The 270-nt window shown below is 71.1% G+C and carries 1 protein-coding gene; it reads right to left on the reverse strand.

Going from position 1 to position 270, the window contains the following annotated elements; translation table 11 throughout:
* On the reverse strand, window positions 1-270 hold a 270-nt coding region (locus PO605_RS06090), incomplete at both ends, for a nucleotide-binding protein (protein ID WP_442874701.1).

The following is a 270-nucleotide window of genomic DNA, read 5'->3' on the forward strand; positions in this document are numbered from 1 at the left end:
CGCTCGGCCGCCAGCAGCGAGGAGCGCGCCAAGGCGGCGATGCGCGGCGGCCCGTCGATGACGACGTGATCGGCCCGCCTGGCGAGTTCTGGCGCTTCCTGGTGCAGCGTTTCGCGTGCGAGGCCCACGGCGCTGAACAGCCTTGGCAAACCTTGCTGGCTGCGGCGCTGCGTCCAGTCCAGCGCGGAGCCTTGCGGGTCGGCGTCCAGCAACACGACGTGTTGGCCGCGCATCGCCAGCTCGCCAGCGATGTGGGTAGCCAGCGTGGTT

The organism is Delftia sp. DT-2, assembly GCF_028401915.1.
GTDB lineage: Bacteria > Pseudomonadota > Gammaproteobacteria > Burkholderiales > Burkholderiaceae_C > Comamonas > Comamonas tsuruhatensis.